Source organism: Tsukamurella sp. DT100, from assembly GCF_049844855.1.
GTDB lineage: Bacteria > Actinomycetota > Actinomycetes > Mycobacteriales > Mycobacteriaceae > Tsukamurella.
This window is the reverse complement of record NZ_JBNCLV010000004.1, coordinates 171,592-196,144: the sequence shown is the minus strand read 5'-3', so window position 1 is coordinate 196,144 and position 24,553 is coordinate 171,592. Positions and strand designations below refer to the sequence as shown.

22 protein-coding genes are annotated in these 24,553 nt (G+C 72.8%); 11 read left to right on the top strand and 11 right to left on the bottom strand.

The genetic code is table 11. The features are described 5' to 3' along the window. Positions 1–136: 136 nt before the first annotated feature. Positions 137–757 (bottom strand): DoxX family protein, encoded by a 621-nt coding sequence (locus ACLQ3K_RS11065; RefSeq protein WP_224648925.1) that lies wholly within the window; start codon positions 755–757, stop codon positions 137–139. Between the two features lie 84 nt (positions 758–841). Then, on the bottom strand, positions 842–2,287 hold the full coding sequence (locus ACLQ3K_RS11060; protein WP_425999278.1) for a PLP-dependent aminotransferase family protein: 1,446 nt from the start codon (positions 2,285–2,287) through the stop codon (positions 842–844). A gap of 76 nt (positions 2,288–2,363) precedes the next feature. Here ACLQ3K_RS11060 and ACLQ3K_RS11055 point away from each other — a divergent pair, with 76 nt between their 5' ends. The 3 genes from ACLQ3K_RS11055 (at position 2,364) to ACLQ3K_RS11045 (ending at position 4,073) form a co-directional block, all read left to right on the top strand. Next, positions 2,364–3,059 (top strand): YczE/YyaS/YitT family protein, encoded by a 696-nt coding sequence (locus tag ACLQ3K_RS11055; protein ID WP_425999276.1) that lies wholly within the window; start codon positions 2,364–2,366, stop codon positions 3,057–3,059. Continuing rightward, on the top strand, positions 3,023–3,715 hold the full coding sequence (locus ACLQ3K_RS11050; protein ID WP_425999274.1) for an SDR family oxidoreductase: 693 nt from the start codon (positions 3,023–3,025) through the stop codon (positions 3,713–3,715). Before ACLQ3K_RS11055 ends, ACLQ3K_RS11050 begins: the two co-directional genes overlap by 37 nt. Positions 3,716–3,845: 130 nt before the next feature. Continuing rightward, entirely contained in the window at positions 3,846–4,073 is a 228-nt protein-coding gene (locus tag ACLQ3K_RS11045; protein WP_224648935.1) for a hypothetical protein, read from the top strand. Positions 4,074–4,076: 3 nt separating this feature from the next. Here ACLQ3K_RS11045 and ACLQ3K_RS11040 read toward each other — a convergent pair whose 3' ends face one another. Next, complete coding sequence (locus ACLQ3K_RS11040) at positions 4,077–4,973, bottom strand: NAD(P)-dependent oxidoreductase (protein ID WP_425999272.1); 897 nt, start codon at positions 4,971–4,973, stop codon at positions 4,077–4,079. Positions 4,974–5,029: 56 nt separating this feature from the next. On the opposite strand from ACLQ3K_RS11040, the gene ACLQ3K_RS11035 reads away from it, so the two are divergent. Both ACLQ3K_RS11035 and ACLQ3K_RS11030 read left to right on the top strand, forming a co-directional pair. Continuing rightward, positions 5,030–6,082 carry a D-2-hydroxyacid dehydrogenase gene (locus ACLQ3K_RS11035; RefSeq protein WP_425999270.1) on the top strand — a complete coding sequence of 351 codons (1,053 nt, stop codon included), beginning with the start codon at positions 5,030–5,032 and terminating at the stop codon, positions 6,080–6,082. Then, positions 6,082–6,879, top strand: coding sequence for an IclR family transcriptional regulator (locus ACLQ3K_RS11030; protein ID WP_224648942.1), 798 nt, complete (start codon positions 6,082–6,084; stop codon positions 6,877–6,879). The genes ACLQ3K_RS11035 and ACLQ3K_RS11030 overlap by 1 nt, the downstream gene beginning before the upstream one ends. A 62-nt stretch (positions 6,880–6,941) precedes the next feature. Here the strand turns inward: ACLQ3K_RS11030 and pgi are convergent, their stop codons facing one another. Further along, a complete protein-coding gene (pgi, locus tag ACLQ3K_RS11025) occupies positions 6,942–8,600 on the bottom strand; it encodes a glucose-6-phosphate isomerase (RefSeq protein ID WP_425999268.1) in 1,659 nt (552 codons plus the stop codon). 111 nt (positions 8,601–8,711) lie between these two features. Between pgi and ACLQ3K_RS11020 the strand changes: the two genes are divergently transcribed. The 3 genes from ACLQ3K_RS11020 (at position 8,712) to ACLQ3K_RS11010 (ending at position 13,258) form a co-directional block, all read left to right on the top strand. Continuing rightward, a complete protein-coding gene (locus ACLQ3K_RS11020; RefSeq protein ID WP_336669965.1) occupies positions 8,712–10,175 on the top strand; it encodes an NAD-dependent succinate-semialdehyde dehydrogenase in 1,464 nt (487 codons plus the stop codon). A gap of 129 nt (positions 10,176–10,304) precedes the next feature. Beyond that, positions 10,305–11,735 carry a sulfatase family protein gene (locus ACLQ3K_RS11015; protein ID WP_224648948.1) on the top strand — a complete coding sequence of 477 codons (1,431 nt, stop codon included), beginning with the start codon at positions 10,305–10,307 and terminating at the stop codon, positions 11,733–11,735. Between the two features lie 110 nt (positions 11,736–11,845). Further along, complete coding sequence (locus ACLQ3K_RS11010) at positions 11,846–13,258, top strand: carotenoid oxygenase family protein (RefSeq protein ID WP_224648950.1); 1,413 nt, start codon at positions 11,846–11,848, stop codon at positions 13,256–13,258. A 22-nt stretch (positions 13,259–13,280) separates the two neighbouring features. On the opposite strand, the gene ACLQ3K_RS11005 is transcribed toward ACLQ3K_RS11010, so the two are convergent. From ACLQ3K_RS11005 to ACLQ3K_RS10980, 6 genes are all read right to left on the bottom strand, one after another. Further along, positions 13,281–13,661, bottom strand: a complete 381-nt coding sequence (locus ACLQ3K_RS11005) for a PIN domain-containing protein (RefSeq protein ID WP_224648964.1) — start codon at positions 13,659–13,661, stop codon at positions 13,281–13,283. Positions 13,662–13,679: 18 nt separating this feature from the next. Further along, on the bottom strand, positions 13,680–14,480 hold the full coding sequence (locus ACLQ3K_RS11000) for a formylglycine-generating enzyme family protein (protein ID WP_374201342.1): 801 nt from the start codon (positions 14,478–14,480) through the stop codon (positions 13,680–13,682). A gap of 125 nt (positions 14,481–14,605) precedes the next feature. After that, positions 14,606–16,495 carry an adenylyl-sulfate kinase gene (gene cysC, locus ACLQ3K_RS10995; RefSeq protein ID WP_425999264.1) on the bottom strand — a complete coding sequence of 630 codons (1,890 nt, stop codon included), beginning with the start codon at positions 16,493–16,495 and terminating at the stop codon, positions 14,606–14,608. Further along, complete coding sequence (cysD, locus tag ACLQ3K_RS10990) at positions 16,495–17,436, bottom strand: sulfate adenylyltransferase subunit CysD (RefSeq protein WP_425999262.1); 942 nt, start codon at positions 17,434–17,436, stop codon at positions 16,495–16,497. The genes cysC and cysD overlap by 1 nt, the downstream gene beginning before the upstream one ends. Further along, positions 17,433–18,230: a trehalose 2-sulfotransferase gene (gene stf0, locus ACLQ3K_RS10985; RefSeq protein WP_425999260.1), complete on the bottom strand. Its 798-nt coding sequence runs from the start codon at positions 18,228–18,230 to the stop codon at positions 17,433–17,435. The genes cysD and stf0 overlap by 4 nt, the downstream gene beginning before the upstream one ends. 95 nt (positions 18,231–18,325) lie before the next feature. Further along, on the bottom strand, positions 18,326–18,988 hold the full coding sequence (locus ACLQ3K_RS10980; protein ID WP_425999258.1) for a TetR/AcrR family transcriptional regulator: 663 nt from the start codon (positions 18,986–18,988) through the stop codon (positions 18,326–18,328). A gap of 73 nt (positions 18,989–19,061) precedes the next feature. Between ACLQ3K_RS10980 and ACLQ3K_RS10975 the strand changes: the two genes are divergently transcribed. Further along, positions 19,062–20,189, top strand: coding sequence for an FAD-dependent oxidoreductase (locus tag ACLQ3K_RS10975; protein WP_425999256.1), 1,128 nt, complete (start codon positions 19,062–19,064; stop codon positions 20,187–20,189). A 3-nt stretch (positions 20,190–20,192) separates the two neighbouring features. Here the strand turns inward: ACLQ3K_RS10975 and ACLQ3K_RS10970 are convergent, their stop codons facing one another. Beyond that, entirely contained in the window at positions 20,193–20,477 is a 285-nt protein-coding gene (locus tag ACLQ3K_RS10970; protein WP_068524189.1) for a chorismate mutase, read from the bottom strand. 43 nt (positions 20,478–20,520) lie between these two features. Here ACLQ3K_RS10970 and ACLQ3K_RS10965 point away from each other — a divergent pair, with 43 nt between their 5' ends. Beyond that, entirely contained in the window at positions 20,521–22,341 is a 1,821-nt protein-coding gene (locus ACLQ3K_RS10965; protein ID WP_425999254.1) for a hypothetical protein, read from the top strand. A 209-nt stretch (positions 22,342–22,550) separates the two neighbouring features. Next, positions 22,551–24,323, top strand: a complete 1,773-nt coding sequence (locus ACLQ3K_RS10960) for a hypothetical protein (RefSeq protein ID WP_224649023.1) — start codon at positions 22,551–22,553, stop codon at positions 24,321–24,323. The last annotated feature ends 230 nt before the right edge of the window (positions 24,324–24,553 follow it).

Here is a 24,553-nt window from a genome sequence, read left to right as displayed (position 1 = left end):
GAACACGTGCGGTCCCGCAGAACTGGAGATTCTGAGCTGCGCGCCCGCGCACAGACGACGATGCCGCCGGACCCTGGGTGAGGGGTCCGGCGGCATTCGACTTCAACGCGGCCGGTGAGTGCCGCGGCGGCGGGGACTACTTGATGAGCTTGTCCGCGCCGTCGTTCGTGCCCGTCTCCGGGTCGTAGTCGCCGAGCAGGAAGTCGCCCTCGGCGGCCTCGTCCTCGATCTCCTGGGACACGGCCTCGGCCTGCGCGAGCACGGCGTTGCGGCGGGCGATGGTGACCGCGCCGCCGGCGACGGCGCCGCCCAGCGCGAGGGCCGCGATCCACGGCTTGTTCAGGCGGTCGCCCAGCAGGTGGTCGACCGAGTACTTGCCGGGGCCGGTCAGCGCCAGCGCGGCCGCGGCGACGCCGAGGGTGATCGGGTACTCGTTGCCGCCGCCCTGCGCGGCGAAGCCCTGCGGGCGGTGGACCTCGGCGGCGACCAGCATCGCGCCCACGCCGCCGGCCGCGGCCAGCGGGGTCGCGGCGCCGAGCGCGAGGGCGGCACCGGCCAGCTCGCCCGCGCCGGCGAGGGCGGCGTTCGGCTTGCCGGGCGCGAAGCCCATCGACTCGAAGCCCTGCCCGGTGGCCTCGAGGCCGTGGCCGCCGAACACCCCGAAGAGCTTCTGCGCGCCGTGGTACGCGAGGGCGCCGCCGACGGCGGTACGCAGGGCGAGGAGCCCGAGGTCACGTGCGGTGTTGTTCTGTCCCATGTCGGGGTCCCTTCCAGCGGAGGTCGTCGGTTCTGAGGCGTTCAACCGGACCGCGGTCCCGAGGATTCCCGGGAGTGGTCCACTTCACACGACGAGCTGCCCCTCGAGGTCCGGCATCGTCGCGCCGCCCGTCGCCCGACGGTACGCGGTGCCCACCAGCTCGATGGCCTGCGCGAGCTGGTCCGGCGGCAGGGAGTACGGGATGCGGATGTTGCGCTCGAGGGCGCCGTCGACCCCGAAGGCGGAGCCGGCGGCGATGCGCACCCCCAGGCCCGCGGCGGCCGCGGCGGTGGCGGTCCCGACGGGCCGCGGCAGCGTCACCCACAGGCACAGCCCGCCGACGCCGGGGGAGACCGTCGCGCCGGGCAGGTGCTCGGCGACCGCGTCCCGCGCGACCGCCCGCGCCGTTCGCAGCGAATCCAGCCGCCCGGGCAGGAAGTCGGCGAGGTGGTCGAGGGCGTAGCCGGCGGCGAGCTGCTCGAAGACGGCGCCCGCGAGGTCCATGTCGTAGCGGGCGGCGGTGAGCGAATCGGGGGAGGTCTCGGTGCGGATCCAGCCCACCCGCAGGCCCGCCCAGATGGTCTTGCTCGCGGACCCGAGCGTGATGATCCGGGCGCCGCGCGGCGCGAACGCGGCGACGGGCGGGGGAGTGGGAACGTCGAGCGCGAGCTCGGCCATCGTCTCGTCGACCACGACGGGCACCCGGTAGCGCGCGGAGATCTCGCCGAGCCGCCGGCGCCCGGCCTCGTCGAGCAGCAGCCCCGTCGGGTTGTGGAAGTCGGGGATGGTGAAGATGATCCGCGGATTCTGCTGCTTCGCGACGGCCTCGAGCTGGTCGAGGTCCCAGCCGTGCTCCGGGTGCAGCCCCACGGCGACGGGCCGCGCATTGTGCCGGCGCAGCGCGAGGATGGTGCCGTGGTGCGTCGGCTGCTCGATGACGACGCGGTCGCCCGGATGGACCAGCGTGTCCAGCACGACGCGCAACGCGTGCTGGGCGCCGGAGGTCACGAGGATCTGTTCCTCCGCGGTGGGCAGGCCGCGGTTGGTGTACCGCCGCGCGATCGCCTCCTTGAGCGCCCGCACGCCGCCGGGGTAGAGGCCGATGCCCGCGAGGTAGGGCGGCGCGCACTCGAGTGCGTGCCGGTAGCCGTCGTGCACGATCTGGTCCGGTGCCGACGGCGCCGCGATGTTCAGCCGGATCAGGTCGGCCTCGGGGCCGGTGTCCGCGGGCTCGGCGGGCACGGCGTGCGGCAGCGAGAGCACGCTGCGCGCGCCCTGCCGGGACTGCAGGTGCCCGCTGTCGCGCAGCTCGGCGTACGCGGTGGTCACGGTCGTGCGGCTGACCTCGAGGTGTGCGGCCAGGGCGCGCTCGCTCGGCAGCGCGGTCCCGACGGGGACCCGTCCGTCCAGGACCAGCAGGCGCAGCGCCTCGGCGAGCGCGAGGTAGGCCGGGCGCGGACCGTCGGGCTTCCAGGAGCCGAGCTGGCGGACCAGGGCGGCCGCGCCGACAGTGCCAGTTGAGGGGAACATGAGGCCAGTATCTCAGGACTGGCTATGGATTGCCATGCCACTTGGCGTAAGAGTGAGTGTCATGATGATTCGACTCATGAAGCTGTTCGTGGGCCTGTGGCTGTACGGCACGGCGATGGTCGCGATCCTGCGCGCGGGCCTCGGCAACATGCCGTGGGACGTGCTGCACCAGGGGCTCGCGGAGAAGATCGGCCTGTCGGTGGGGGTGACGTCGATCGTCGTCGGCGCGCTCGTGCTGCTCGCGTGGATCCCGATCCGGCAGAAGCCGGGCTTCGGCACGGTCGCCAACGTGATCGTCATCGGCGTCGCCTTCGACACCATGGCGCCCCTGTTCCCCGAGAACCCCGCGCTGGTCGTCGCGATCCCGATGATGGTGGGCGGCATCGTGCTCAACGCCTTCGCGACGGTGCTCTACATCGGGGCCGGTATGGGACCGGGCCCGCGCGACGGCCTGATGACGGGGCTCGTCGCCCGCACCGGCGGCTCGGTGCGCGTGGTGCGCACGTCGATGGAGGTGCTGGTCGTGATCGTGGGCTTCCTGCTCGGCGGGACCCTCGGCATCGGCACCGTGCTGTACGCGGCGGGCGTCGGCCCGCTGATCCAGCTGTTCGCGAAGACCGGACTCGGCGGCCCGGCGCTCGCCCGCGGCGAACACGGCGGCGGAGACGATGCAGTCGCTAAGGTGGGCGAATGCGGATCCTCATCACCGGAGCCAGCTCCGGTCTCGGCGAAGGCATGGCTCGGACGTATGCGGAGCGCGGCGAGGACGTAGGGCTCCTGGCCCGCCGCCTCGACCGGCTCGAGGCCCTGCGCGCCGAGCTCACCGCCTGCCCCAAGGCCGGCGCCGTCGAGGTCGGCCGGCTCGACGTCACGGACTTCGACGCCGTGCCCGTCGCCATCGCCGACATCGCGGAGCGGCTCGGCGGCCTCGACCGGGCGATCATCAACGCCGGCATCGGCAAGGGCGCCTCGGTCGGTACCGGCAATGCCAGGGCCAATATCGAGACGGTGCAGACCAACCTCACCGGCGCCCTCGCGCAGGCCGAGGCGGTGCTCGAGATCTTCCGCGCGCAGGGCCACGGCCACCTCGTCCTGGTCTCCTCGATCGCGGGCGAGCGCGGGCACCCCGGTGCGGGCACGGCGTACGCGGCCAGCAAGGCGGGCCTCAGTGCACTCGGCCAGGGCATGCAGGCGGAGTTCCCCAACGGGCCGATCAAGATCACCGTGATCAAGCCCGGTTACATCGAGACGGCGATCACCGACGGCCTCAAGACGCCGCTGATGGTCCCGCTCGATCAGGGGGTCAAGGCCATCGTCAAGGCCATCGACCGAGCGCCGCGCGAGGCCGCCGTGCCGCCGTGGCCCTGGGCGCCGATCGGTGCCGTGCTGCGGCACGCCCCGGACGAGGTCACCCGCCGCCTGATCTGAGCCCCGACCGGATCCCCCGGAAGGACTAGGGGCCCACCCCTGAGGCGCCGCCCCGAAACGTGGGGGCCCGGCCCGGATGTGCCGCGACACCGAAGTTCCTAGCGTTAGCAGGGACGAAAGGTGGTGCGAAATGCGCACATTCATCAAGACAGCCACGATCGCCTCCGCAGCCGGAGTCGCCCTCATCGTCGCCGCGGCCCCCGTCCACGCCGACCCGGACATCAGCGACTACGCCCGGGGCAGCATCGGCGAGAGCTGCGCCGGTTACAACGTCGGCAAGCTCGCGCTCGAGCGCAGCCAGGGCTTCGTGCTCAGCTGCAACGCGAACGGCACCTGGCAGATCCCCAAGGAGCCGTGAGCCCTACTCCGACGGCTTCCGCTCGGCGACGAACCGCCGGGTGACGGACATGTCGCGCTCGCCCAGCCCGGCGGCGACGATCTCCTCGAACTCGGCCAACAGGGCGGGCAGCAGCGCCGCCTCCGTGCCCGTGGCGGCCGCGACCTCCGCCCCCGACTTCAAGTCCTTGAGCAGGTACTTCGCCATCCCCGACGGGGTGTCGTCGCCGGTGACCAGCTTCTCCTTGCGCGTGTCCAACAGGCGCGAGGCGGCGTAGCCCCCGCCGAGCAGGTCCCACATCGTGCCGAGGTCGATGCCCGACCGGTCGGCCAGCACCGTCGCCTCGCCCAGGGCGGCGATGGTCGCGGCGACCACCAGCTGGTTGCAGGCCTTCGCGACCTGTCCCGCCCCGAGCGGCCCCAGCCGGACCGGCGTGCCGCACGGCGCCAGCACCGCGGCGGCGAGGGCGCAGTCGTCCTCGGTGCCGCCCAGCATGATCGACAGCGTGCCGGCGATCGCGCCGTCGTCGCCGCCGGAGACGGGGGCGTCGACGACGCGGACCCGGCCCGCGGTCTCGCGGTCGAGGCGCTCGGCGAGGGCTCGGACGCCGGGCGCGGAGGACGTGGAGCCGATGAGCAGCAGCAGGGGGCGGTCGCCCGCGAGCAGCCCGCCCGCCAGCACCTCCTCCACCTCGGGCAGATCTGGCAGCATGAGGAGCACGACGTCGGCGACGGCGGCGAGCGATGCGGCGTCGGCGTGCTGCACGGCGCCGTCGGCGACGAGGTCGGGGCGCGGGCGCCGGGCGGTGATGTGCACGCTCCCGTGGCCGCGGGCGAGGTGCCGCGACATGGGGGCGCCCATGGCGCCGAGTCCGATCACGCCGACCGTCACCCCGTTCAAGGGGGCCGAAACCTCCGTCATTCGTCCAACCTAGCGAATCGCGTTCAATATGTTGGCCGATTGACTAGACTCGCCGCATGACCTCCACGCTCCGCGCCGCCCTCGCCGTCGACCTGCCCGAGGACGACTGCCTGCTCATCGAGCGGCTTGAGCCCCGCGTCGAGCTGCTGCGCGACCACTCACTGAACAAACCCTCCCGGTGGGACGCCGACTGGGAGGGCGACCCCGCCTTCACCCGTACCCCCGAGCAGGAGGCCGCCTTCACCGCTCTGCTCGACGGCGCCGACGCCCTGTTCGGCCTCCCCGACGTCAGCCCCGCCCGGCTCGCCGCGACCGTCCGCGCCAATCCGTCGCTGCGCTGGGTGCACGCGACCGCGGCGGGCGGCGGCGCCCAGGTGCGCGCCGCGGGCCTGACCCCGGCCGAGCTGGAGCGCGTCGCCTTCACCACCAGCGCCGGGGTGCACGGCTCCACCCTCGCCGAGTTCGCCCTGTTCGGGATCCTCGCGGGCGCCAAGGACCTGCGCCACCTCGAGGCCGACCAGGCCGCCCGGCACTGGCCCGCCGAGCGCTGGGCCATGCGCCACCTCGACGAGATGACGGTGCTCATCGTGGGCCTCGGCGGCATCGGCGCCGCGACCGCCGCCCGGTTCAAGGCCTGCGGATCGACGGTCTGGGGCACCTCCCGCAGCGGCCGCCCCGTGGAGAACGTCGACCGCGTGATCCCGCTCGACGACCTCGCCCAGGCGGCCGCGCAGGCCGACGCCATCGTCGTGACCCTGCCCGGCACCGCCGCCACCGAGAAGCTGATCGGCGCCGAGCTGCTCGCGGGCCTGCGCCCCGGCACCCTGCTCACCAACGTGGGCCGCGGCACCGTCATCGACGAGGACGCGCTGCTCGCCGCCCTCGACGACGGGCGGGTCGGCTTCGCCGCCCTCGACGTCTTCGCGACCGAGCCGCTGCCGCAGGCGAGCCCACTCTGGGGCCATCCCCGCGTGCTCGCCAGCCCGCACACCGCGGCGCTCAGCCGGCAGGAGGGCACGCGCATCGCCCGCCTCTTCGCCCGCAACGCGACCGCCCTGCTCGACGGTGTGCCGATGGCGAACGTCGTCGACACGGTGGAGTTCTACTGATGGCCTCCCCGGAGGGCCCGCGGGCCCCGGCGCCCGCGGTGACCCGCGCGATCGGCATCCTCTCGCTGCTCGCCGAGTCCGAGAGCCCGGCCCTGAGCCTCAGCGACCTCGCCCGCGGCCTGGGCATCGCCAAGTCCTCCTGCGCCAACCTGTGCCAGGCCCTGGAGGACGGCGACATGATCCGCCGCGTCCCCGGCGGCTTCTCCCTCGGCCGTCGCACCGCGGAGATCGGTGGCGCGTACGCGCTGCAGTTCAACCAGGTCCGCGAGTTCTTCCCGGTGATCTCCGCGTCGCCGGTGCTGCACCGCGAACTGGTCCAGATCGCCATGCTCGACGGTGCCCACGCCCTCTACCTGGCGCGGCACGAGGGCCGGGTGCCCTACCGGTTCGGCACGCCGCTCGGCTCGCGGCTGCCCGCCGTCTTCACGGCGTCCGGGCAGGCCCTGCTCGCGAGCCTGCCCGACGAGGAACTCGACGCGATCCTCGCGACCGCCGTGCCCGCGCGCAGCGCCGTCGACGGCACCGAGATCACCGACGCCGCGATCCGCGCGGAGCTGGCCCGCGTCCGCGAGCGCGGCTACGCCATCGACCCCGGCCGCGGCACGCTGGGCCTCACCGGCATCGCCGTCGCCCTGCCCGCGTGGGCGCCGGGCGACCCGCCGCTGGGCCTGGGCGTCGCCGTCCCCACCGAGCAGCTCGACGATGCGCGCGTCGCCGCCGTGACGACTGCGCTGGCCGAGGCGGCCGCCCGGCTCACGAATCCGTGGCGCGAGCGGGCGGCGACGGAGCGGCCCTAGCCCGGCGGCCCGGCCCGGCGGCCCGGCCCGGCGGTCCCGGCCCGGCGGTCCCGCCCCGCGGCTCAGACCGCGCGGCCGCGTTGCGCGCGGTACCAGCGCACCTGCGCGTCGGTCGACGAGTCGAGGTCGGCGGCGGGCGCACCGTCGGACGCGATGACGGGCAGCAGCGCGTTGGCCTGCACCTTGCCCAGCTCGACGCCCCACTGATCGAAGGCGTTGATGCCCCAGACGGCGGCCTCGGTGAACACCTGGTGCTCGTAGAGCGCGATGAGCTGGCCCACGACGGACGGGGTGAGCCTGGGCGCGAGGATCGTGGTGGTGGGCCGGTTGCCGGGCATCACCTTGTGCGGCACCACGGCCGGATCGGTGCCCTCCGCCGCGATCTCGTCCGCCGTCTTGCCGAAGGCGAGCACCTTCGTCTGGGCGAACAGGTTGCTCATCAGCAGGTCCTGCATGGTGCCGACGCCGTCGGTCGTGGGCAGGTCGTCGGTGGACTCCGCGAAGCCGAGGAAGTCCGCCGGCACGAGCCGCGTGCCCTGGTGCAGCAGCTGGAAGAAGGCGTGCTGGCCGTTGGTGCCGGGCTCGCCCCAGAAGATCTCGCCGGTGTCGGCGGTGACGGGCGTGCCGTCCACGCGCACCGACTTGCCGTTCGACTCCATGGTGAGCTGCTGCAGATACGCGGGGAAGCGGGCCAGGTCCTGCGCATAGGGGAGCACCGCGCGGGACTGCGCGCCGAAGAAGTCCGAGTACCAGAGCCCGATCAGCCCGAGCATGAGCGGCGCGTTCGCCTCGGCGGGCGCGGTCGCGAAATGCTCGTCGACGGTGCGGAATCCGGCCAGGAACTCGGCGAACCGCTCGGGGCCGACGGCGATCATCACCGACAGCCCGATCGCCGAGTCCACGGAGTAGCGGCCGCCGACCCAGTCCCAGAAGCCGAACATGTTCGCGGTGTCGATGCCGAAGGCCGCGACCCGCTCCGCGTTGGTGGAGACGGCCACGAAGTGCTTCGCCACGGCCTCCTCGCCGACGCCGAGCTTCTCCAGCAGCCAGGCCTTCGCCGCGTGCGCGTTGGTCAGCGTCTCCTGCGTGGAGAAGGTCTTCGAGGCGACGATGAACAGGGTGGTCGCGGGGTTGAGCTGCGCCAGCGTGGCCGAGATGTCGGCCGGGTCGACGTTGGAGACGAAGTGGCAGGTCAGGCCACGCTGGACATAGGCGCGCAGCGCCTTGTAGACCATCGCGGGGCCCAGGTCGCTGCCGCCGATGCCGATGTTCACCACGTCGGTGATGGGCTCGCCCGTCGCGCCGCGCCATCGCTTGGAGCGCACCTCATCGCTGAAGGCGCCCATCTTCTCCAGCACGTCGTGCACGTCGCCGGTCACGTCCTGCCCGTCCACCTGCAGGTCCAGGCTCGACGGTGCGCGCAACGCGGTGTGCAGGACGGCGCGGTCCTCAGTGGAGTTGATGTGCTGGCCCGCGAACATGGCGTCGCGCCGGGCGGCGACCCCGGCCTCGTCGGCGAGAGCGGTCAGCAGGCCGAGCGTCTCGCGCGTGACGCGGTGCTTGGAGTAGTCGATGTAGAGATCGCCCACCTGGAAGACGAAGTCGGAGCCGCGGTCCGGGTCGGCGGCGAACAGCTCCCGCAGCGTGGTCCCGGCGATCTCGCGGTGGTGATCGACGAGGTTCCGCCAGGCGGTGGACGCGGTGATGTCGCTGTCGCTCATGGCGTCAGCCTAGTGTCCGGAGCGCCGCCGCGGGCGGTTCACGGACGAGGTCACAGCGGGCGCCGGGACAAGGCCCTGCGCGCGCCCTCGGCGCGGAGCTAGGGTGGCGGTATGGCAACCGAGCAGCGCGTCCGTGACCTCCTCGACCGCATCCCCACCGGGATCTTCGTGAACGGGGTGTTCCGCGATTCGAGTTCGGGCGCAACCTTTCCGGTGCACGATCCCGCCACGGAGGAGGTGTTGATCGAGGTCGCCGACGCCACGCCCGAGGACGGAGCCGCGGCCCTCGACGCGGCCGTCGCCGCGGGCCCGGCCTGGGCCGCGACGCCCGCCCGCGAGCGCGCCGAGATCCTGCGTGCGGCGTACGAGGGACTGCACGCCCGCGCCGACGACTTCGCCCTGCTGATGACGCTGGAGATGGGCAAGGCGCTGCCCGAGTCGGCCAACGAGCTCAAGTACGGCGCGGAGTTCTTCCGCTGGTTCTCCGAGGAGGCCGTGCGCATCGCCGGCCGGTACACGCCCGCGCCCGCCGGCACCGGGCGGATCCTGGTGAGCAAGGCCCCCGTCGGGCCGTGCCTCGCGATCACCCCGTGGAACTTCCCCCTGGCCATGGGTACCCGCAAGATCGGGCCCGCGCTCGCCGCCGGCGCGACGATGGTGGTCAAGCCCGCCGGCCTCACGCCGCTGACGATGCTGCTGCTCGCCGAGGTGCTGCGCGACGCGGGCGTCCCGGACGGAGTGATCTCCGTGCTGCCGACCTCGAAGTCCGGCGCGCTGACGGGCCCGCTGCTCGCCGACCCGCGGCTGCGCAAGCTCACCTTCACCGGCTCGACCGAGGTCGGCGCCGCGCTCGTCGCGCAGTCGGCGCCCGGGATCCTGCGCACGTCGATGGAGCTGGGCGGCAACGCGCCGTTCGTCGTCTTCGACGATGCCGACGTCGACCACGCCGTCGCGCAGGCGCTGCTCGCCAAGCTGCGCAACGGCGGCGAGGCGTGCACCGCCGCCAACCGCTTCCACGTGCACGAGTCCGTGGTCGAGGAGTTCACCGCGAAGCTCGTCGACGGGATGGGGAAGTACGTCCTGGGCCGCGGTACCGACGACGGCGTCACCATCGGGCCGCTCGTCTCCGCCGACCAGCAGGCCACCGTCTCCGAGTTGGTGCAGGACGCGGTCGCGAAGGGCGCGTCGCTGCGGCTCGGCGGGGTCGCGCCCGAGGGGCCCGGCCACTTCTTCCCGCCGACGGTGCTCGCCGACGTCCCCGCCGACGCCCGGATCCTCACCGAGGAGGTCTTCGGCCCCGTCGCGCCGATCGTCGCCTTCGCCGACGAGGACGCGGGCGTCGCCGCCGCGAACGCCACCGAGTACGGGCTGGCGGCCTACATCTTCACCAAGGACCTGGACCGCGCGCTGCGCGTCGCCGACCGGATCGAGGCCGGCATGGTCGGCGTGAACCGCGGCGTCATCTCCGACCCCGCCGGCCCGTTCGGCGGCGTCAAGGCCTCCGGCTTCGGCCGTGAGGGCGGCAGCGAGGGCATCGAGGAGTACCTGGAGACCCGCTACATCGCCCTCCAGTGACCCCCTCCCCGATTGAACGACGTTCTGGAGAACCTGACCTGCGGGTTTCCTCTCCAGAACGTCGCTCAATTGCAGTCGGGGTGATCGCAAAGCTCGCCGCGGCGGGGCGAGCTGTGGCAACGTCGAGGGATGGTGGAGAAGCAGGTGGGTAGCGGCACCCGGGAGAACGTGATCCTGGTGCACTGGCACGACCTGGGCCGCCACCTCACCTGCTACGGCGCGGAGGGCGTCGTCAGCCCGAACCTGGACCGCCTCGCCGCGGAGGGCATCCGCTTCTCCGACGCGCACGCGACGGCGCCGCTCTGCTCGCCCGCGCGCGGTTCGCTGTTCACCGGCCTGCACCCGCACCGCAACGGCCTCGTCGGGCTCGCGCACCACGGCTTCGAGTACCGCGACCACGTGCGCACCCTGCCGTCGCTGCTCGGCGAGGCGGGGTACCGCAGCGCCCTGTTCGGCATGCAGCACGAGAGCGCGGACCCCACCCGCCTCGGGTTCGACACCGCCGACGTCTCGGACTCGCTGTGCGAGTACGTCGTCGCGCGCTCGCAGGAGTGGCTCGCCGACGCCGTCGGCCATGAGGAGCCCTTCTTCCTCACGGCGGGCTTCTTCGAGACGCACCGCCCGTACCCCGTCGACCAGTACGAGCCCGCCGACCCGGACGCGATCGGCGTCCCCGGCTTCCTTCCGGACACCCCGCAGGTCCGCGAGGACCTCGCCGGGCTGCACGGCAGCATCACGCAGGCCGACGCCGCCGTCGGGCGGCTGCTCGACACCGTCGACGAACTGGGTCTCGCCGAGAGCACCTGGATCCTGTTCATCACGGACCACGGCCTCGCGTTCCCGCGGGCGAAGTCGACCCTCTACGGCGAGGGCACCGGCGTCGCCTTCATCGCGCGCCCGCCTCGCTCCCTCGGGCTCGCGCCCCGCGTCTACGACGACCTGTTCTCGGGCGTCGACCTGACTCCGACGGTGCTGGACCTGCTCGGCCTGCCACTGCCGGAGGACGTCGACGGGGAGACCCACGCGGCGGAGCTGCTGGAGCCCACGGGGGAGCAGGTGCGCGCCGGGCTGTTCACGCAGAAGACCTACCACGACGCGTACGACCCGATCCGCGCCGTGCGCACCAAGCAGTTCAGCTACATCGAGAACTACGCCGACCGGCCCGCGCTGCTGCTGCCGCTCGACATCGCCGACAGTTCCTCCGCCGCCTCGCTCGACCCGTACGAGACGGCCGCGCCGCGGCCCCGTCGGGAACTGTACGACCTGGTCGTGGACCCGTACGAGCGGCGCAACGTGGTCGACGAGCCCGCCTACCAGTGGGTGGCCCGCCGCCTCGCCGGCGTGCTCGCGACCTGGCGCGAGGACACCGGCGACGTGCTGCCGACCGAGGCCGAGGGCACCGCGATCGCCGAGGCCTTCATGGCGGCGTTCTTCGCCGGCCGCGCGGAGCCCGACGCCGACGAGGTTCCACTGCCGTCGCGCCGCCCGCAGGGCGAGCGTCGCGAGCTCGTGCCGACCGAGCACGCCGCCCCGGCGGAGGCGCGTGCCGCCGGTCGGTGACGGGCCGCGGATCCACCTGCGTTCTTCCCTCGTGCTCGCCCGTTCCGCCGCACAGTTGATACAACTAGTAATTTAATCGTATCGACAGTCGTTCGTACCCCGGGAGAGCCATGTCGATCACCGTCGGAGACCTGTATCGGACCAGTCCGCCCGAGACGCCCGTCGCGGAGGAGCTGGACGTCGACGGCGCGCTCCCCGCGGGACTGCGGGGAACCCTGTACCGCAACGGGCCGGTTCGGTTCGAGGCCGGCGGCTTCGTCGCCCGGCACCCCTTCGACGGCGACGGCATGGTCTCGCAGTACGTGCTCGACGAGGGGCGCGTCCGGTTCCGCTCCCGGTACGTCCGGACGCCGAAGTACCGGCAGGAGGAGGCGGGGGAGGGCGCGCGGATCAAGGGCATCGGCAACACGGTGCCGGGCTGGTGGCGGAACCTGAAGCTCCCCGCCGACGCCGCCAACACCCACGCGGTCGTCCATGCCGACCGGCTGCTCGCGCTGTCCGACGCGGGGAAGCCCTGGGAGCTCGACCCGGACACCCTCGCGACCGTCGGCGTGTGCACGCTCGACGGGTCGCTGTCGACCTTCGGCCGGTTCTCCCCGCATCCGCGCATCGACCCGGTCACCGGCGAGATGTTCAACTTCGGTCTCGATTTCGTCCCCGGCCTCCTTCCGCGACTCCCCGTCGGGCTCAAGTGCTTCCGCACCGGGCCGGACGGGCGGACCACGGTGCTCGCGACGGTGCCTCTGACCGCGCTCCACGTGCAGCACGACTTCTCCATCACCGAGCGCTTCCTCGTCTTCCTGATCTCCCCGCTCACGGTCGATCCTGTTGCGGCGCTGCAGGTGCCGCAGGAGCAGGCGGCCCGGTGGCACTCGGACCGGCCCACCCGGGTGGTCCTCGTTCCTCGTGACGGCGGTGCGCCCATCGAGCAGGCACTCGACGAGGACCTGATGTACATCCACATCACGAACGCCTTCGAGGACGAGCGCGGCGACGTCCACGTGGACGTCGTGCGATATGCAGATCCCGACGACTTCTTCCTGCCGGCGCGCGAGTTCCGCACGACCACGGAGAACATCGGCGGATGCAGTGCGCGCGTGACGATCACGCCCGCGGGGGTCACGGTGCGCGACCTCAATGAGCACCGGCTGGAGTTGCCGCAGCACGATCAGCGCCGCACCGGCAGGCCCTACTCCTACGGCTACTACGCCACCCTCGACGCGGCGCCCGATGCGACCAACGGGGTGTACAAGATCGACCACGACACCGGCGCCGAGCAGCATTTCGCCTACGAACCGGGCCACGCCGTCGGCGAGCCGCTGTTCGTGCCCGCGGTCGACGGCGCCGCCGAGGACGACGGCTGGCTGCTCACCCTGGTCACCGACGTCGACGCGTCGCGCACCGGGCTGCACGTCTTCGACGCGCGGCACGTGGACGCGGGTCCGATCGCGCGTGCCACCGGCCCGACCGGCTTCTTCCCCGGATTCCACGGGAGCTTCACGGACCGCGTCGCCCGGGCCTGACCCGGCGCCGTGGCCGCCCGGCCTACGCCCGTACTTGACGGAACTCGGACGCCACCTCCGCGATCCGCTCGTAGTGGCTGTCCCGGTGCACGACGACCGCATCGTGCCGGATGGCGATCGCGGCGATCATCGTGTCGACGGGGCCGGCCGAGCGCACCGTGCCGGAACGCCAGAGGCGACGCTGCAACTCCACGGAGACGGCGTGGGTTTCGATGCCGGGGTGGAGCACATCGAGGAACTCCCATTTGGCGGCGTACTCCGACTCCCATTCACGAGGAGAACGTGTGGAGTAGAGGGCCTCGAGGAGCTGCGGTGCGCATGCTGCGAGGAAGTTCCCGCCCGTCGTGAACGATTCCAGTGCGGTGGTGGTGATCTCGCCGGTCTGGATCCTCGACCATCGCACCGCCGGCGTATATCGGATCTATGAAATCACGATATCGGAATCGGACACGGTGCGGAATCCGATGTTGCTCGCCGTCGAGCTCGGGGTGTTGTGGCTGCGGGCCGCCACGCGGTAGCGGTAGCAGTACGAGTCGTGGCACAGGTGGCTGCCGCCGCGCAGCACCCGGGCGGTCCCGCGGTCCGGCCCGGCGGGCGAGTGTTCCGGCGAAACCCGGTAGTAGCGAGCGGAATACCGATCGGCGCACCACTCCCACACGTTCCCCACCGCCTGGTACAGGCCGTAGCCGTTCGGCGCGTACGACGCGGCCGGCACCGTCCCGAAGGGGCCGTCGGGCTCGGGGAAGGCGCCGACGAAGACATTGCAGTCCCGGCCCGGCGCCGGATGCTCGTCGCCCCACGGGTAGCGGGCGCCGTCGAGGCCGCCGCGCGCCGCGTACTCCCACTGCGCCTCGGTCGGCAGGGTCCGCCCGGCCCACGCGCAGTAGGACAGCGCATCGGCGTGCGAGACGTGCACGACCGGATGGTCGTCCAGTCCGACGGTGCCCGGCCCGCCCGGCGCGCGGAACGTCGCGCCCGGCACCGTCAGCCACCACGGCGTGCCCGCCACCGGCACCCCGGCCGACGGGTCCGCCGCGCTCGCGTGGAAGACCGCGGAGGCACCGAAGCGCTCGGCGTCGGTCACGTACCCGGTCGCGTCGGCGAAGGCCGCGAACGCGGCGACCGTCACCGTCGTCGCGTCGATCGCGAAGCCCGGCAGCACGACCCGGTGCACGGGGAGCTCGCCGTCGGCGCGGTAGCCGTCGCCGTGCGCGTCGCCCATCGCGAACGCCCCGGCGGGGACGTGCGCCTGCGCGATCGGGTGCGCGCCGCCGACCGGCGCCACGCCGCCGCCCGGCGCCGCGCCGGTGTGCGGCGGCAGATCCGGGCCCTCGGGCGTGCAGCAGTTCACTCCTCGAGTATTCCCCGCCGAACGAGCAACGCGATCACCCGCTGCGCCAGCTCGTCGGTGTCGGCGCCGGTGGTGTCGAACCGCAGGTCCGGGTCCTCGGGCTTCTCGTACGGCCCGTCGACGCCGGTGAGGCCGCGGAGCTCGCCGCGGTCCGCGCGGGCGTAGAGGCCCTTCGGGTCGCGCTTGCGGCACTCCGACACTGGCGTGGAGACGTGCACCTCGAGGAAGTCGATCTCGGCCGCCAGGTTCAGCTCCCGGGCGATGTCCCGGTCCGACCGCAGCGGCGAGACCAGCGACGCGATCGAGATGACGCCCGCGTCCGCGAACAGGCGCGTCAGGTGCCCCACGCGGCGGATGTTCTCCGCGCGGTCGCCGGGGGAGAAGCCCAGGTCGTCGCTGATCCCGTGGCGGATGTTGTCGCCGTCGATGAGATAGGCGACGCGGCCCCGCGAGACCAGCGCCCGCTCCAGGGCGACCGCCACCGTCGACTTGCCGGACGCCGGCAGCCCCGTGAACCACACGGTCGCGCCGCGCTGGCCGGTCTTCGCCCAGCGCTCCGCGCGGCCCAACGAGCTGGGGTGCCAGCGGATGTCGTTGCGGGTGGCCTGCCCGGGGACCACCTCGCGGGCCTCGGTGATGGTGCCCGCGCCGACGGTGTCGTTGCTCGCCTCGTCGATGAGGATCAGCGCACCGGTGTCCCGGTTCTGCGCGTACGGGTCGGCCACCACCACCGACGAGGTCCGCAGCGTCACGGTCCCGATGTCGTTGAGCGCCAGCTCGCTCGGCCCCACCTGCTCGATGAGCGTCTCCGGATCCAGGCGCCGCTCCAGCGACTGGACGGTCGCGCGCACCGTCGCCGTGGCGTGCTTGAGCGCCACGCGGTCCCCGGCCCGCAGGGGCTTCTCGGCCAGCCAGCAGACGGTGACCTCCAGCTCGCGGGCGTTCACCGGCAGGTGCGCGCCGTCAGCGCCGGAGATGAGCACGTCGCCGCGGCCCACGTCGATGTCGTCGGCCAGCTCGACGGACACCGACAGCGGCGCGACGGCCGTCGCGCGGTCGTCGTCGAGCGTGTCGAGCGCGGTCACCGTCGACCTGCTCCCGGACGGCAGGACGAGCACCTCGTCGCCCACGGTCAGCGTGCCGGCGGCGACGCGGCCGGCGTACCGTCGGCGCCGCTCGGCGGTGGGCCGGGAGACCCACTGGACCGGCAGGCGCAGCTCGGTCGCGACCGCCGACGGTGCCCGCAGGGGCACGGCCTCGAGGTGTTCGAGCAGCGTCGGGCCGTCGTACCAGGGGGTGTGCGCCGAGCGGTGCACGACGTTGTCGCCGAGCTTGGCGGCCAGCGGGATCGCGGGGATCGCGCCCAGGCCGAGCCGGACGGCGAGCTCGGCGAGCTCCGCCTCGACCTCCGCGAACCGCTCCGCGGAGAAGTCGACGAGGTCGATCTTGTTCACGGCGGCGATGACGTGCGGCACGCCGAGCAGCGTCGCGATGCGGGCGTGCCGGCGGGTCTGGCGCAGCACGCCCTTGCGGGCGTCCACCAGCAGGATCGCGACGTGCGCGTTGGAAGCGCCGGTGAACATGTTGCGGGTGTACCGCTCGTGGCCGGGGGTGTCGGCGAGCACGTAGCTGCGGGTGTCGGTGGAGAAGAAGCGGTAGGCCACGTCGATGGTGATGCCCTGCTCGCGCTCGGCGCGCAGGCCGTCGGAGAGCGCCGCGAGGTCCACTTCGTCGCCGTCGGTGACGGCGTCCAGGTGGTCGGTGGGCAGGCTGCCGGTGTCGTGCAGCAGGCGGCCGATGAGCGTCGACTTGCCGTCGTCGACGGAGCCCGCGGTGGCGAGGCGCAGCAGCTGCCGCGTGGTCGGTGGTGCCAGTACGTCCGTCATCAGAAGTACCCCTCCTTCTTCCGGTCCTCCATGGCCGCGGCCGATGTCCGGTCGTCGGCGCGGGTCTCGCCGCGCTCCGAGACGGTGGCGGCGGAGATCTCCGCGATCACGTCGTGGATCTCGGTGGCGCGGCTGCGGACCGCGCCGGTGATGGTCAGGTCGCCGACGGTGCGGTAGCGCACCCACTCCCAGTTCACGGTCTCGCCGGCGCGCGGCTGCGTGAACTCCGACACGGCGAGCAGGATCCCGTCGCGCTCGAAGACCTCGCGCTCGCTCGCGTAGTAGATCGGTGGCAGCTCGAGGCCCTCGAGCTCGATGTAGCGCCAGATGTCGAGCTCGGTCCAGTTGGAGAGCGGGAACACCCGGACGGACTCGCCTCGGCGGATTCGTCCGTTGTAGAGCGACCAGGGCTCGGGGCGCTGCGCCCGCGGGTCCCACTGCCCGAACTCGTTGCGGAAGCTGAACACCCGCTCCTTCGCCCGGGCCCGCTCCTCGTCGCGCCGGGCGCCGCCGAACGCGGCGTCGAAGTTCCCGGCCTCCAGCGCGTCGAGCAGCGTGCGGGTCTGCAGCCGGTTTCGCGAGCCGGAGGACTCCGTCGATTCGGCGACCCGGCCCGTGTCGATCGACTCCTGCACCGAGGCGACGATGAGCTCGATCCCGTCGGGGTTCTCCGCGGTCGGGGCCACGCGGCGGTCGCGGAAGTCGATCACCTCGGGGAAGTTGTGGCCGGTGTCGACGTGCAAGATCGGGAAGGGCAGCGGCGAGGGCCGGAAGGCCTTCTCCGCCAGGCGGAGCAGCACGATGGAGTCCTTGCCGCCGGAGAAGAGGAGCACCGGGCGCTCCAGCTCGGCGGCCACCTCGCGGATGATGTGCACCGCCTCGGCCTCGAGGACGCGCAGCTCGTCGACGGCGGCGATCGGTTCGGGTGTCACGGTGCTCATAGGGGGTATCCGTTCTCGGCGGCGTCGGCGCGGTAGCGCTCCGCCCACTCCTTGGAGCGGTCGTTCGACTGGGGCTTGAGCGGCGGCGGGGGAGCGAGGTGCGGGTCCTGCCCGAGCGCGTCCAGCACGCGCGCCGTCGTCTTCTGCGGGTCGGCGGTGAGCTCGTGGAAGTCGATCTCGAGCGGCGTGATGCCCTCGAACGCGAACCACGCCCGCCACGACCGCTCCTGCTCGCGCAGGATCCCGGCCAGGTGGGCGATCCCGTCGGCGCGGTACACGGCGCGCTCGTCGCGCTCGCGGTCGTGATCGGGGTCGTCGCGCCACACCCGGGTCTGGACGGCGCGCCACATCGACACGGCCTGGGCGACCACGTCGGGCCGGTGGACGTGCACGTACAGGGGGTCGGCACCGTCGAACAGCGAGCGGATGGCCGTCCGCACCGAGCCCGACGCGGTGCGGGTGCGGGTCACGAGGACGGGCGTCTGGTTCCACATGAGCTTGCCGCCCCAGACGCCGTTCGGGGTCCGGCCCTCGCGCAGCACGTCGTCGCGCCATTGCGCGGGGCCGCGCGGGTCGACGGTGCCGGGATCGGTCGGGTCGAGCAGGTCGAGCAGCGACGGATCGTCGACGCCGGCGAACCACTCGCGCGGCTGCGGCGACAGCGACGAGGACGGGTAGTACTGGAAGAACTCCTGCGGCCGCCCGGCGACGCCGGTGGCCGCGAGCGACTCCACGAGGAGGGTGCTCCCGCTGCGCTGGCTGGCGCACACGAGATAGTCGTCGGGGCTGGGCATGCCCGCCAGTCTGGCGCAGAAAGGCCTTCCGACCTGGGGTTCGATGGCACTGTGAACGTGATCCTTGACGGATCGCGGCCGGTGTGGTGCGTTCGCTACAGGGCGTCGATGCCGGCCAGGAGCAGGTCGAGTCCGGCGAGGAACTGGGCGCGGTCGTCGTGATCGGCCATGGTCGCGGCGATGCGGTGCAGGTACGGGAACTCGTCGGGCTGCAACTGCCCGATGCGGGCCGCGACGCCGCCCAGCAGCTCCTCGCGGCTGGGCCCGCTGCGGGCGAGGTCCGACCGAGCGTTGGCGGCGTTCTGGGCCGCCGATCCGAGCACGTAGCCGACGATCGCGGTGGCGGCGTCGAACAGCGAGTCCTCCGGCGGGCCCATCGCCAGCACGGCGCCGCCGATTCGCTCGCTGAGCAGCAGGTTCGCCGGCCGGCCCGGATCGGCCATCACCTGGGCGGCCAGCCACGGGTGCGCGTCGATCGTGTCGAACAGGGTGAGCGCGAGGCCGCGGATCGCTTCCCGGGGGTCGCGGCCGCCCGCGGGCGCGGCGAGGATCGGCCGCAGGACGGCGTCGGTCGCGGCGGCGAGGAGCTCGTCCTTGCCCGCGACGTGGTGGTAGATCGCCCCGCTTCCCGTGTTCAGGGCGGTCGCGAGGGCGCGGAAGGTCAGCGCGTCCGCGCCGCTCTCGTCGAGCAGGCCGATCGCGGCGTCGACGATGCGATCGCGGGAGAGCGCGTCGGTGCGGCGGCTGCGGGGTGGCACGGCTCCATCTTGACACGACTGGAACGATGTTCCAAACTCTTATGGAACGTTGTTCCAATGAAAGGGGAGCACCATGCAGACATCCATCACGATCATCGGCGCCGGGCTCGGCGGCCTCGCCCTGGCCCGCGTCCTGCACGTCCACGGCATCGACGCCGTGATCTACGAGGCCGAACCGACGCCCATGTCGCGCACGCAGGGCGGCCAGCTCGACATCCACGAGGCCGACGGCCAGGCCGCGATCGAGGCGGCGGGCCTCACCGCGCAGTTCCGCGCGCTGATCCACGAGGGCGGCGAGGCGACCCGGGCCCTCGGCCGCGACGGCGCCGTCCTCCTCGACCTCCCGGACGACGGCGACGGCGGCCGGCCCGAGGTCCTCCGCGGCGAGCTGCGACAGCTGCTCATCGATTCCCTGCCGGCCGACGCGATCCGCTGGGGCGCCAAGGTCGTCGCGGTGCGCGCGCTCGGCGGCGGGCGGCACGAGCTGTCGTTCGCCGACGGCACCGTCGTCGAGACCGGCCTGCTGGTCGGGGCCGACGGTGCCTGGTCCAAGGTGCGCGCCCTGGTGACGGACGCGGCACCGTCGTACTACGGCACCACCTACGTCGAGACCTACCTGCACGACGTCCGGCGCCGCCACCCCGGCATCGCCGAGCTCGTGGGGGAGGGTGCGATGTTCGCGCTCGCGCCGGGCCGCGGGATCAGCACGCACGCGGAGGCGGGCGACATCGTCCACACCTACGCGCAGCTGCACGTGCCCGAGGAGTGGGCGGACGGGATCGACTGGTCGGCACCGTCGGCCGCCGAGCGCGTGCTCGCCGAGTACCCGGGCTGGTCGGGGGAGCTGACCCGCCTCATCGGCGAATCGGACACGCCGCTCGTGCCGCGGCGGCTCTACACCCTGCCCGTCGGGCTGCGCTGGGACCGCGTCCCCGGCGTCACGCTGGTCGGCGACGCCGCGCACGTCAGCCCGCCGGCCGGGGAGGGCGCGAACATCGCGCTGTTCGACGGTGCCGAGCTGGCCCGGCACATCGTCGAGAACCCCGGCGACCTCGACGCCGCCCTCACCGCCTACGAGAGCGAGATGTTCGTCCGTGCCGAGCAGTCCGCGGCGGACGCGGACGAGATGGCGACGATGATGCTCGGCGGCGACGCGCCGAACGGCCTGCTGGACTTCTTCGCGGGGGTCGGCCGGGCCTGACGGCTACCGGCCGAGCGGGCCCCGGCCCAGGCGCAGGAGGAGCATCGCGAGGGTGTGGCCCTCGCGGCCGAGCTCGGAGAACCGCTCGAGCACCTTCATCTCGCGCGAGTGCACCAGCCGCGTGCCGCCGGACGCCATGCGCGTGCGGCCGATGATCTGCGAGACCTCGCTGCGGCGCTTGATCGCGGCCAGGATCTCGGCGTCGAGGCGGTCGATCTCCTCGCGGAGGGCCTGGATCTCCTCGTCGGCGAGCGGCGTCTCGGCGCCGGTGTCGTCCGGTGTGCTCATGGGTTCAAGTTTTCCACAGCCGTGGGATCTACCATCGAGCACCGTGCCTGCCGCCAGCCCGCCCACCGTGCCCGCCTCGCGGCGCGTGCTGTGGATCGGCGCGGCGCTGCTCATCGTCGGGCAGCTCGCGGTGCGTGGGTACGTGCTGGCGCGCGGGAACTTCTACTGGGACGACGTGGCCTTCATCGGCCGGGCGTCGCGCCCGCTGACCGACGTCGGCGCCTGGTTCGTCGACTACGACGGCCACTTCATGCCCGGCACGCTGTTCGCAGCCGCGGTGACCACCAAGGTCGCGCCGCTGAGCTGGCCGGTGGCCGCCGCGTCGATCCTGGTGCTGCAGCTGGCGGCTTCGGTGCTCACCCTGCGCACGCTGGTGATCGTCGCGGGCCGACGCCCGGTGGTCCTGGTGCCGTTCGTCTTCCTGCTGTTCAGCCCGCTCACCCTGACGGCGACGGCGTGGTGGGCGTCGGCGCTCAACGCGCTGCCGTTGCAGATCGGGCTCGCGGTGGTCGTGGCCGAGACGATGCGGTACCTGCGCGGCCGGCGGCGCTCCGGTGCGTACGCCGTCGCAGCGCTGCTGGTCTCGCTGCTCTTCTTCGAGAAGGCGCTGGTCATCCCGTTCGTCGCGCTCGCGGCGGCCTGCCTGCTGCCGTACGTGCGCGGGCACCGTCGGCCGGTCCGGACGGTGCTGCGCCGCGGCCGCTGGCTGTGGGCGGCGTTCGCGCTGGTGGTCGTGGCGTGGGTGGTGCTGTGGCTCTCGGTCACGGCGTCGCGGCCGGGCACGCACACCGTCGGGTTCACGGCCCGCGTGCTGTGGCGGTCGGTGAACGCGGTGCTCGCGCCGGCCGCGGTCGGCGGGCCGTGGACGTGGCGGCGCGAGAACCCCGGGCCGCCGCTGGTGGTCACCGACGTGACGATCACCGTCGTGGGGCTGCTCGCGATCGCCGCGATCCTCGCGGTGACCTGGTGGCGGGCGCCGCGCGGCCTCGCCGCCTGGGGCGCGGCCGGGGCCTACTTCCTGGGCGCCTCGTCGACGGTCTTCTTCCTGCGCAGCTCCGAGTACACGTCGGCGCTGCTGCCGCTCTCCCTGCGCTACTTCGCCGACTTCGCGTGGGTGCTCACCCTGGCTGCGGCGATCGTTCTTCGTTGTGAAACCGGCCGAATCCGGGGTCACGAGGCCAGATTCGGCCTCCTGAGGTCGAAAGTCGCCGGATTCCCGAGCGACCGGCGACTGTGGGCCGCCGTCGTGATCGCCTTCGCGCTCAGCGGCACCGCCTCCGCCGTCCGCTTCGCGCCCCTGTGGCACGACAATCCGACCGGCCCCTACCTGCAGAACCTGCGCGCGGGGGCGGCCGCGTACGCGGATCGCGAGGTGCTCGACCAGGAGGTCCACGGCGACATCCTGGCGCGGCTCGCCGGTCCCAACAATCGGCTCTCGCGGATCCTCGCCACGCAGCCCGCGCACCCGCGGTTCGCCGAGCACGCGGGGGAGGCCACCGTCGTCGACCAGCAGGGTCGCTTCCGCCCCGGGCAGGTCACGCGCGTCCGCAGCCTGCCGCTCGGCCCCTTCCCGTGCGGCACCCGCGTCGACGACGCCGCCCCCGCGACCCTGGCCTACGAGGGCCCGCTCGCCTTCTGGGACTGGGTCGTGCAGTTCAACTACCTCGCCTCGTCCGACGGGGTCGTCGTGCTGCAGCAGCAGCGCGGCGCCACGCCGGTCCGAGTGCCCGTCCGCAGGGGCGCGCACACCGTCTACGCCCGGGTGACGGGGACCGGCGACGGCCTGATCGCGCGCGCCGAGACCCCGGGCCTCGTCGCCTGCGTGGGTAGTGGGCCCGTCGGCCTGCTGGTCCCGGCGTCCTGACCCCTGCGAGCCTCTCCGGCTGCTTGCGGCGAGCGGATACGCCCTCACCTGGCATTTGCCCGCAGCGTGGATTCAACGGTGCGACACATCAACGTCCAATGTCGCAGAGTTCCGCGAATTCGGACGTATATCCACGGTGTGGGTTGTATGGTGCGCTGGTCCGAATCTTCTGTGATCGGACTCACTCCAGCCGAAGGGTGCTGCCTGAAATGCAAGCCGTCGTCCGTCGATCCGTCCCGCGCCGCTACGCCGGCGCCTCCCTCGCCATGGTCACCGCGGCCGCGATCGCCGTCGCGCCGATCACCGCCTCCGTCGGCGCCGTCACCGCGCCCGCGTCCACCGTCCTGGTGAACCCGGCGAAGCTCGTGAACCTGCAGACGCAGGTCGCAGGCTCGGTTGCGAACCTCCTGCCCCGCGCCGCCGGGCCCGTCGCTGCCGCCGCGGCGGCCCCCACGTGGGGCTGGGGCGACGTGACCTTCCTGGCGAACACGCTGCAGGAGGCCTTCAAGCAGGTCCAGGCCAGCCTCGCCGGCGAGTTCGGCGGCGGCGTGCAGAAGTCCTTCGAGCAGGCGCTCGAGGCGCTCAAGGCCGGCAGCGTCGCCGGCGCGTACCGGCCGATCGGCAGCCTGGTCGAGACCACCGCGATGATCGGGATGATGGCCGTCCTGTTCCCCATCTCGGGCGAGTTCAACCCGAAGCTGGGGGCGCTCGGCAAGGGGCTGGACGCGGCCTTCCCGTACCTGATCCCGCTCGGCCAGTCCGCGCTCGCGCTCACCACGCGCCTGCCGTACGAGGTGCTCGCCGCGGGCGAGGCCATCGTCAAGGCGATGCTCTCCGGCGACGTCACCAAGATCGGTGCCGCCGTCTCGTCCGGAGTCGCGGGCATCGGGAAGTTCCTCGAGGCCAACGTCACCAATGCGGCGACGGGGCTGATTCCCAACCTGGTCAAGGCCGGTTCCGCGGTGCTCGGTGAGCTGATCCCCAAGCTGCCCGCCTCCGCGCAGGCCGACGCCATGGCCGCCCGCGCCGCCGTCGCCTCCGCGCCGGCGCTCGGGATGCCGGACTTCGCGACGCTGTTCGACGCCTGGAAGGCGGGCTTCGAGATGTTCGTCTCGAGCGTCAAGGGCGACGAGTGGACCCCCGGCGTCGTGAAGACGATCACCGACGCGTTCGGCAAGCTCGGCAAGGGTGATCCGGCCGGCGCGATCGGCGACGTCGCCGACAAGGCCAAGGCGCTGTCGATCATCGTCCTGCTGGGCGGGATCATGCCGATCACCGATCTCGTGAACCCGTACCTCGGCCCGATCGGTGTCGGCCTCACGAACTCCCAGGCGGATTTCATCGGGCTCGGGAACTCCGCTCTGGCGGTGCTCTTCGACACCCCGGGCAAGGTGGTCGCGATCGGCCAGAACCTGGTGACGGCGCTGCTGTCCGGTGATCCGGCCAAGGCGCTCACCGGGCTGACGGCCGACATCGGCGCTCTGACCACGTTCCTCAACGATCGCCTGTTCGTCGCCAAGGACAACCCCTTCGACAACGCGGTCTTCCCGGGGCTGGCCAACATCGGCAAGAACATCCTCGACGCGTTCAAGCCCGCAGCGCCCGCCGCGGACTCGGCGAAGCCCGCCGCGGACGTGGTCGCGACGACCGCCGAAACGGCCCTCGCGCCCGTGACGTCCGCAGCCGTCGATGCGTCGGTCCCGGCGGTCGTCACGCCGGCGGCCGGCGGCACCGTCGTCGACGACGATGCGGCGGTCACCCCGGCCCAGCCGGTCACCCCGGCGGAGCCCGCCGCCCCCGTCGAGCCCGCGGAGCCGACGGTTCCGGCGGAGCCGTCGGTGCCCGCCGAGCCGAGCGCGCCCGCCGAGCCCACCACGGAGGTCCCGGCGGAGGCTGAGGAGCAGGCCCCGACGGGTGGCGCCGAGGTCGAGCAGGGCGCCTCCGACTCCACGACGGGCGCGGAGGTCTCCGCCGACGCCTGACGGTGCGAAGGAACCGCTCCCCAGCATTGAGCGCCGCGGAACTACCGGCCGCGCCGCCACCGCTGGGGAGCGGTTCCGTATCAGGCGGAGAAACATCGCGTGACCTGGTGTGTTCAGAAACGTGCAGACTGCATTGAGACAGATGGACGTGTGGTGTCGCAAAGCTTCTTCGAAAGCCGTCCGAAAATCCACGACGTGGGCGTATGTTCCGTTCGTCCGGTTCTTGTGTG

Coding starts and splice junctions, on each gene's coding strand:
- cysD (WP_425999262.1), bottom strand. CDS start 17,436: ATGAGCACCGTGACACCCGAACCGATCGCCGCCGTCGACGAGCTGCGC.
- ACLQ3K_RS11055 (WP_425999276.1), top strand. CDS start 2,364: ATGAAGCTGTTCGTGGGCCTGTGGCTGTACGGCACGGCGATGGTCGCG.
- ACLQ3K_RS10970 (WP_068524189.1), bottom strand. CDS start 20,477: ATGAGCACACCGGACGACACCGGCGCCGAGACGCCGCTCGCCGACGAG.
- ACLQ3K_RS11020 (WP_336669965.1), top strand. CDS start 8,712: ATGGCAACCGAGCAGCGCGTCCGTGACCTCCTCGACCGCATCCCCACC.
- ACLQ3K_RS11035 (WP_425999270.1), top strand. CDS start 5,030: ATGACCTCCACGCTCCGCGCCGCCCTCGCCGTCGACCTGCCCGAGGAC.
- ACLQ3K_RS11000 (WP_374201342.1), bottom strand. CDS start 14,480: ATGGGCGACGCGCACGGCGACGGCTACCGCGCCGACGGCGAGCTCCCC.
- ACLQ3K_RS11010 (WP_224648950.1), top strand. CDS start 11,846: ATGTCGATCACCGTCGGAGACCTGTATCGGACCAGTCCGCCCGAGACG.
- ACLQ3K_RS11065 (WP_224648925.1), bottom strand. CDS start 757: ATGGGACAGAACAACACCGCACGTGACCTCGGGCTCCTCGCCCTGCGT.
- ACLQ3K_RS11050 (WP_425999274.1), top strand. CDS start 3,023: ATGGCTCGGACGTATGCGGAGCGCGGCGAGGACGTAGGGCTCCTGGCC.
- ACLQ3K_RS11030 (WP_224648942.1), top strand. CDS start 6,082: ATGGCCTCCCCGGAGGGCCCGCGGGCCCCGGCGCCCGCGGTGACCCGC.
- cysC (WP_425999264.1), bottom strand. CDS start 16,495: ATGACGGACGTACTGGCACCACCGACCACGCGGCAGCTGCTGCGCCTC.
- pgi (WP_425999268.1), bottom strand. CDS start 8,600: ATGAGCGACAGCGACATCACCGCGTCCACCGCCTGGCGGAACCTCGTC.
- ACLQ3K_RS10960 (WP_224649023.1), top strand. CDS start 22,551: ATGCAAGCCGTCGTCCGTCGATCCGTCCCGCGCCGCTACGCCGGCGCC.
- ACLQ3K_RS11040 (WP_425999272.1), bottom strand. CDS start 4,973: ATGACGGAGGTTTCGGCCCCCTTGAACGGGGTGACGGTCGGCGTGATC.
- stf0 (WP_425999260.1), bottom strand. CDS start 18,230: ATGCCCAGCCCCGACGACTATCTCGTGTGCGCCAGCCAGCGCAGCGGG.
- ACLQ3K_RS10975 (WP_425999256.1), top strand. CDS start 19,062: ATGCAGACATCCATCACGATCATCGGCGCCGGGCTCGGCGGCCTCGCC.
- ACLQ3K_RS11045 (WP_224648935.1), top strand. CDS start 3,846: ATGCGCACATTCATCAAGACAGCCACGATCGCCTCCGCAGCCGGAGTC.
- ACLQ3K_RS11060 (WP_425999278.1), bottom strand. CDS start 2,287: ATGTTCCCCTCAACTGGCACTGTCGGCGCGGCCGCCCTGGTCCGCCAG.
- ACLQ3K_RS11015 (WP_224648948.1), top strand. CDS start 10,305: ATGGTGGAGAAGCAGGTGGGTAGCGGCACCCGGGAGAACGTGATCCTG.